The organism is Kitasatospora misakiensis (assembly GCF_042656005.1).
Lineage (GTDB): Bacteria > Actinomycetota > Actinomycetes > Streptomycetales > Streptomycetaceae > Kitasatospora > Kitasatospora misakiensis.
In genome coordinates this window covers 1-8,269 of the sequence record NZ_JBHSOF010000104.1, presented here as the reverse complement: position 1 = coordinate 8,269, position 8,269 = coordinate 1, and the positions used below count along the sequence as shown (strand labels likewise).

1 protein-coding gene is annotated in these 8,269 nt (G+C 74.9%); it reads right to left on the bottom strand.

The genetic code is table 11. The annotated features are described in order from the left end of the window. A partial coding sequence (locus ACFP3U_RS36480; protein WP_380230078.1) for an SDR family NAD(P)-dependent oxidoreductase occupies window positions 1-8,269 on the bottom strand: 8,269 nt, incomplete at both ends.

The window sequence follows — 8,269 nt, the reverse complement described above, 5'->3', positions numbered from 1 at the left end:
TCAGCGCCTCGTCGTACGCGGCGGCGAACACCGGGAACGCGCCGTACAGTTCCTCGCCCATCCCGACCCGCTGCGACCCCTGCCCGGTGAACAGGAAGGCCAGCTTCCCACCCTCGGACGCGCTCGTGGTGACGAGGCCGGTGTGGCTGCTGCCCTCGGCGAGCGCCTCCAGGGCCTCCGTCCGCGCGCCCGGAAGGACGACGGCACGGTGCTCGAACAGCGAGCGGCCGGTGGTCAGCGCGTGGGCGACGTCCGTCTCGGGCACGTCCGGGTGCTCGGTGATCCACTCCAGGAGGAGCCGCGCCTGGTCGCGCAGCGCCGCATCGGACTTCGCCGACAGCGGCCAGACGACGGGCTGTTCGGGACGCCGCTCGGCCTTGGCGGGCTCGACGACCGTCGGCGCCTCCTCCAGGATCACGTGCGCGTTGGTCCCGCTGACGCCGAAGGACGAGACGGCCGCCCGCCGCGGGTGGTCCGCCTCCGTCCAGGGGCGGGCCTCGGTGAGCAGCTCGACCGCGCCCGCCTCCCAATCGACGTGCGGGGACGGCTCGTTGACGTGCAGCGTCTTCGGCAGGACGCCGTTGCGCATCGCCATGACCATCTTGATGATGCCGGCGACACCCGCCGCCGCCTGGGTGTGGCCCAGGTTGGACTTCAACGAGCCCAGCCAGAGCGGCTGTTCGGCGGAGCGCTCGCGGCCGTAGGTGGCGAGGAGCGCCTGGGCCTCGATCGGGTCGCCGAGCGTGGTGCCGGTGCCGTGGCCTTCCACGACGTCGACCTCGGAGCTGCTGATCCCGGCGTTGGCGAGGGCGGCGCGGATGACGCGCTGCTGGGACGGCCCGTTGGGGGCGGTGAGGCCGTTGCTCGCGCCGTCCTGGTTGATCGCGGAGCCGCGGACGACCGCGAGCACCTGGTGGCCGTTGCGGCGGGCGTCCGAGAGCCGCTCGACGAGGAGCAGGCCGACGCCCTCGCTCCAGCCGGTGCCGTCGGCGTCGGCGGAGAAGGCCTTGCAGCGGCCGTCGGGGGCGAGGCCCCGCTGGCGGCTGAACTCGATGAAGGTGGTCGGCGTCGCCATCACGGTCGCGCCGCCGGCGAGGGCGAGGTCGCACTCGCCGTTGCGCAGGGCCTGCGCGGCGAGGTGCAGGGCGACCAGGGAGGAGGAGCACGCGGTGTCCACCGTCACGGCCGGACCCTCGAACCCGAAGGTGTAGGAGACGCGGCCCGAGGCGATGCTCGGCGCGCTGCCCGTCCCGATGAACCCTTCGAAGCCGCGCGGCGCGTGGTCGACCAGCCGGGACCCGTAGTCGTTGTACATGATGCCGGTGAAGACACCGGTCTGGCTGCCGCGCAGCGCCGCCGGGTCGAGGCCGGCCCGCTCGAACACCTCCCACGCGGTCTCCAGCAGCAGGCGCTGCTGAGGGTCGGTCGCGAGCGCCTCGCGTGGGGAGATGCCGAAGAAGTCGGCGTCGAACCGGTCGGCGTCGTGCAGGAAGCCGCCCTCGGCGGTGTAGGAGGTGCCGAGGTGCTCGGGGTCGGGGTGGAAGAGGTCCTCCGACCAGCCGCGGTCGAGCGGGAAGGGCGAGACGGCGTCCGTCCCGTCGGCGACCAGCCGCCACAGGTCCTCGGGCGAGCGCACCCCGCCCGGGTAGCGGCAGGCCATGCCGACGATCACGATCGGCTCGTCGGCCGCCGCCGCCGACCGGGTGACGGCCGCGCCGGAAGCGGTCGGGGCGGACGCGCCGAGCAGCTCGTCACGCAGGTAGCCGGCCAGGGCGACCGGAGTCGGGTAGTCGAACACCAGCGTTGCCGGGAGGCGCAGTCCGCTGAGGCCGGCCAGGCGGTTGCGGAAGTCCACGGCGGTCAGCGAGTCGAAGCCCAGATCGGTGAACTGCCGGTCCACCGGCACCGAACCGGCGCCGTCGTGGCCGAGCACGGTCGCCACCGCCGCGCACACGGTCTCCAGCAGGACGGCGTCGCGCTCGGCCGCCGGCAGCGCGGCGACGCGCCGGGCGAGCGAGTCGCCCCCGGCGGCCGGCCCGGACGCGGCACGGCGCAGACCCGCGCGGACCAGGCCGCGCAGGACCACCGGAACCTCCTCGGCCCTGCGCAGCGCGGCGAGGTCGAGCCGTGCCGGGACGACGAGGGCGCGGTCGACGCCGAGCGCGTCGTCGAAGAGGGCAAGGCCCTGCTCGACGCTCATCGGGGTGACACCGCCCCGGCCGAGCCGGGCGCGGTCGCGTTCGGTGAGCTGCGCGGTCATGCCGTCGCCGGTGTCCCAGAAGCCCCAGGGCAGCGAGACGGTGCGGCGGCCGAGCGCGCGCCGGTGGTGGGCCAGCGCGTCCAGGAACGCGTTGGCGGCGGTGTAGTTGCCCTGGCCGGGGCTGCCGAGGGTGGCGGCGATCGAGGAGAAGAGCACCAACGCCGTGTCGGGGCCGAGGAGTTCGTGCAGGTTCCAGGCCGCGTCCACCTTCGGACGCAGTACGGCGGCCAGTCGCTCCGGGCTGAGCGCGGCGATCACGCCGTCGTCCAGCACACCCGCGACGTGCACGACCGCGCCGAGCGGGCGGTCCAGGGAGTCCAGCAGGGCGGCCAGCGCGGTGCGGTCGGCCGCGTCGCAGGCGGCGACCGCCACCTCGGCGCCGAGCTCGGTGAGTTCGGCGCGCAGCTCGGCGGCGCCCGGGGCGTCGGGGCCGCGTCGGCCGGTGAGCACCAGGTGGCGCACGCCGTGCGCGGTCACCAGGTGCCGGGCGAGCGCGGCGCCGAGGGTGCCCGTGCCGCCGGTGATCAGGACCGTGCCGTCCGGGCCGAGGACGATCGGGTCGGCGTCCGGGTCGGCTTCCGGGGCCGGCGAGGGCAGGCGGACGAGCCTTGGGGCGAGCAACGCTCCGGCGCGGATGGCCAGTTGCGGCTCCCCGGTGGTGAGCGCGGCGGGGACGGCGGCCGCCGAGGCCGGGTCCTCGTCCAGGTCGATCAGCACGAACCGGTCCGGGTTCTCGGTCGCGGCGGTGCGCACCAGACCCCAGACGGTCGAGGACGCGAGGTCCCGGACGTCGTCGGTGGGCACCGCCCGGTGCGTGACCAGGGCGAGCCGTGACCGGGCGAACCGGTCGTCTGCCAGCCAGGCCTGCACGACCGCGAGCGCCCGCCCGGCCACCGCGTGAGCCGCGGCCACCTGGTCCTCGCCGCGGCCGTCGTTCCCGTCCGGCGCGGTCGACGACAGGTCGATCCGCACGACGGGGGCCGGCTCCAGGGCCGCCAGATCCGCCGGGCCGGCGATCGACGCCACGTCGACCGCGCCCGCCGTGCCCGCCGTGGTCGGTGCGGTAGGAGCGGGAAGCCAGTCCACGCCGTACAGCGGCCGCGCCGCCGCCGGGGCGGCGGTCCGCGCCATCGCGCGCAGCGTCAGCCCCTCGGCGGTCAGCACGGGCGAGCCCTCGCCGTCGACCAGCGTCAGCCGCACGGTCGTGGCGTCCACCGGCGTCAGCCGGACCCGGGCGGCGACCGCACCCCGGGCGTGCAGGGTGACCCCCGTCCACGCGAACGGCAGCCGGACCTGGTCGTCCTCGTTCTCCAGCACGCCGAGGCCGAGCGAGTGCATCGCCGCGTCCAGCAGCGCCGGGTGCAGGCCGAACAGCTCCGCCGCCTCGAACTGCTCCTCCGGCAGGGCGACGTCCGCGTAGACGTCGTCACCGGCCCGCCAGCCGGCGCGCAGCCCCTGGAACGCCTCCCCGTACCGGAAGCCCGCATCGGCGAGCCGCTCGTAGAGACCGTCGGTGTTGACGGACACGGCCGCCTCCGGCGGCCAGGTCGCGCCGAGCGGTGCGTCGGCCGCCGCGGCTGCCGAGTCCGGTGCGCCCGGGGCCACGGTGCCGGAGGCGTGCCGCGTCCACTCGGCGTCCTCGCCCGCCGGCCGGGAGTGCACCCGCAGCGCGCGGCGCCCGGCCCCGTCCGGGGCGCCGACGCTCAACTGAAGCTGGACCGAACCCTGTTCGGGAAGCGCGAGCGGCGTCTCGATGGTCAGCTCGTCGACGGTGTCGCACCCGACCTGCCCGGCGGCGTGGAGCGCCAGCTCCACGAACGCCGCGCCGGGCAGCAGCGCCGTCCCGAGCACCTCGTGGTCGGCCAGCCAGGGGTGGGTGCGCAGCGAGATCCGCCCGGTGAGCAGCAGACCGTCGTCCTCGGCCACCGCGATGGCGACCCCGAGCAGCGGGTGCTCGGCCCGGTCGAGGCCCAGGTCGGCAACCTTGGCCGTGCCGGTGGGCTGGAGCCAGTAGGCGTGGTGTTGGAAGGGGTAGGTGGGGAGGTTGGTGTGGGTGCCGTGGGTGGGCCACTGGGTGGTGTGGCCGTGGGTGTGGGCGGTGGCGAGGGCGGTGAGGGTGGTGTGCTCCTCGTTGCGGTCGGGGACGAGGGTGGCGGCGGCGATGGCCTCGGGGTGGGTGGTGCGGGCGAGGGTGGTGAGGGTGGCGTCAGGGCCCAGTTCGAGGTAGGTGGTGACGTTGGCCTGGTGGAGGGTGGTGAGGGCGTGGTGGAAGCGGACGGCTTCGCGCAACTGGCGGACCCAGTAGGTGGGTTCGGTGAGTTGGTCGGCGGGGTGGCCGGTGAGGGTGGAGATGATGGGGATGGTGGGCTGGTGGTAGGTGAGGGTGGCCGCGATCGTCTCGAACTCGGCCAGGATGGGGTCCATGTGGTGGGAGTGGAAGGCGTGGCGGGTGTTGAGGACCTTGGCCTTGCGGCCCTGTTCCTTCCATGCCGCTGCGAGGGCGTGGACGGCGTCCACGTCTCCCGCGATCACCACGGCATCACCAGAGTTGATGGCGGCGATCGTCAACGCCTCGCCCAGGTACGGGAGGACGTCCTCCTCAACTCCCTGGAGGGTGGCCATCGCGCCTTCGCCGGTGCTGTGCATGAGCCGGGCGCGTGCGGCGACGAGCTTTGCCGCGTCGGCGAGTGAGAGGACGCCGGCGCAGTGGGCGGCGGCGATCTCGCCGATGGAATGTCCGGCGAGGTAGTCGGGCTTCAGGCCGTGGTGCTCCATGAGTCGGAACAGCGCGGTCTCCAGGGCGAAGAGCGCCGGCTGCGTGTGCAGGGTCGTGTCCAGCAGGCCGTCCGGGTTATTGGCGACGATGTCGCGAAGCTCAGGCCCGAAGTGGCTCAGCGCCTCGTCGTATGCGGCGGCGAACACCGGGAACGCGGCGTACAGTTCCTCGCCCACCCCGACCCGCTGCGAGCCTTGCCCGGTGAACAGGAAGGCCAGCTTGCCCCGGCGACCGCCGTTGCCGAGGACGACATCGGAGTGCCCGCCGTCCTCCGCGAGGGCGCGCAGCGCCGCCATGCGGTCTCCGGGGAGAACCACGGCCCGCTGCTCGAAGAGCGAGCGGCCGACGGTCAGTGCGTGGGCGACGTCCGTCTCGGGCACGTCCGGGTGCTCGGTGATCCACTCCAGGAGCAGCCGGGCCTGGTCGCGCAGCGCGGCATCGGACTTCGCCGACAGCGGCCAGACGACGGGCTCTTCGGGACGCCGCTCGACCTCGGCGGGCTCGACGGCTGCGGGCGCCTCCTCCAGGATCACGTGCGCGTTGGTCCCGCTGACGCCGAAGGACGAGACGGCCGCCCGGCGCGGGTGGTCCGCCTCCGTCCAGGGGCGCGCCTCGGTGAGCAGCTCGACGGCTCCCGTCGACCAGTCCACGACCGGGGTCGGACGGTCCGCGTGCAGGGTGCGGGGCAGCTCGCGGTGCTGCATCGCCATGACCATCTTGATGATGCCGGCGACACCGGCCGCAGCCTGGGCGTGTCCGATGTTGGACTTCAACGACCCCAGCCAGAGCGGCCGTTCGGCCGGACGTTCCTGCCCGTACGTGGCGAGCAGCGCCTGCGCCTCGATCGGGTCGCCCAGCCGGGTGCCGGTGCCGTGCGCCTCGACGACGTCGACCTCGGCCGCCGTCAGCCGCGCGTTGGCGAGGGCCTGCCGGATGACGCGCTGTTGCGCGGGGCCGTTGGGGGCGGTGAGTCCGTTGCTCGCGCCGTCCTGGTTGATCGCCGAGCCGCGCACGACCGCGAGCACCTGGTGGCCGTTGCGGCGGGCGTCCGACAGCCGCTCGACGAGGAGCAGGCCGACGCCCTCGCTCCAGCCGGTGCCGTCGGCGTCGGCGGAGAACGCCTTGCACCGGCCGTCGGGGGCGAGGCCCCGCTGCCGGCTGAACTCGATGAAGCCGCCCGGGGTCGCCATCACGGCCGCGCCGCCGACCAGCGCCATCGTGCAGTCGCCCTGCCGCAGCGACTGCGCGGCGAGGTGCAGGGCGACCAGCGAGGAGGAGCACGCCGTCTCGACGGAGACGGCCGGTCCCTCGAAGCCGAAGGTGTAGGCGATCCGGCCCGAGGCGACGCTCGACATGTTGCCGGTCAGCAGGTGGCCCTCGAAGGCCTCCGGGGCGCTGTCGAGCTGGCCGCGGTAGTCGTTGTGGCCGATGCCGGTGAAGACGCCGACCGAGTCGCCGCGCAGCGTGGCCGGGTCGATGCCGGCCCGCTCGAAGGTCTCCCAGGCGGTTTCGAGCAGCAGGCGCTGCTGCGGGTCCGTGGCGGTCGCCTCGCGCGGCGAGATGCCGAAGAAGTCGGCGTCGAACTGCTCCGCGTCGTACAGGAAGCCGCCCTGCACCGAGTACGTCCGGCCGGCCTTCGACGGGTCCGGGTCGTACAGCGACGCGGCGTCCCAGCCGCGGTTGTCGGGGAAGTCGCCGATGGCGTCGACACCGTCGGCGACCAGCCGCCACAGATCCTCGGGCGAGCGCACGCCGCCCGGGTAGCGGCAGGCCATCGCGACGATGGCGAGCGGCTCGTCCGCCGCGCCCCGGGGCGCCGTCCGGACGGCGGCGGGCGCGCCGGTCTGAAGACCGAGCACCTCCTGGCGGAGCGCCTCGGCGAGCCCGGCCGGGGTCGGGTGGTCGAAGACGAGGGTGGCGGGGAGCGGCGCGCCCACCGCCTTGGACAGGCGGTTGCGGATCTCGACGCCCATGATGGAGTCGATGCCGAGCTCCTTGAAGGCCCGCTCGGCGTCGATGCTCTCGGGTGTGGCGTGGCCCAGGACGGTGGCCACGTGGGCGCGGATGAGGTCGAGCAGGAAGGCGGTCTGCTCGGCCGTGCCGCCGCCCAGGCCCGTCAGGCGGGCGGCGAACTCGGAGCCGACGGCGCGCTCGGGCTCGGCGGCCACGGGCCGGGACGGCGTGCGCGGGGTGGTCGTGGTGGCGCCACCGGCGAGCAGGTCGCTCAGTTCGGCCAGGCGGGCGGCGGACATCGCCCGCGCGACGAGGTTCTCGACCGACACGACGGGCGCCCCGGCGGGGTCGGCCGCGAACAGCCGGATGCCGTTGCCGGTCGGGGTCAGCCGGACCCGGAGGGCGGCGGCGCCGGACGCGTGCAGGGTGACGCCCGTCCACGCGAACGGCATCCGCACCTCCGCCCCGTCGGCGGCCAGCGCCAGCGGGTGCAGGGCGGCGTCGAACAGCGCCGGGTGAAGGCCGAAGCCGGTGCGGTCCTCGGCCTCGGGCAGGACCAGCTCGGCGAGCAGCGCGTCCCCGTCCTGCCACACCGCGGTGACGGCGCGGAAGGCCGGGCCGTACTGCACCCCGGCGCTCTCCAGCCGCTCGTACAGCTCGGCCACGGGGACGGCGGTCGCGCCGGTGGGCGGCCAGTCGGCGGCCGTCGGGGCCTCGTCGGCGGGCGCCCCGGTGTGCGAGCCCAGCGCGCCGGTGGCGTTGCGGGTCCAGGAGGACTCGCCCGCCGCGGGCCGGGAGTGGATGGTGAGCGGGCGCCGGCCGTCCTCGTCCGGCGCGCCGACGGCGATCTGCAACTGGACGGCCGCGCTCCCGCCGAGCACCAGCGGGGACTCCAACGTCAGCTCCTCGACGCGGCTCAGCCCGACGAGGTCACCGGCGTGCACCGCCAGCTCGACCAGGGCGGTGGCCGGGAGCAGGGCGGTGTCCGCGACCAGGTGATCGGCCAGCCACGGGTGGGTGTCCAGCGACAGGCGGCCGGTGAGCAGCAGCGCGTCGCTCTCCGCCACGCTCGTCACCGCGCCCAGCAGCGGGTGCGCGGATCCCGACAGCCCCAGGCCCGCCGGATCGCCGGCGGCCTTCGCCGGGACCTCGTCCAGCCAGTAGGTCCGGTGTTGGAAGGGGTAGGTGGGGAGGGTGAGGTGGGTGTTGCTGTGTGTGGGTTCGGGGGTGAGTCCGTGGGTGTGGGTGTGGGCGAGTGCGTGGGGGAAGTGGTGGCCGTG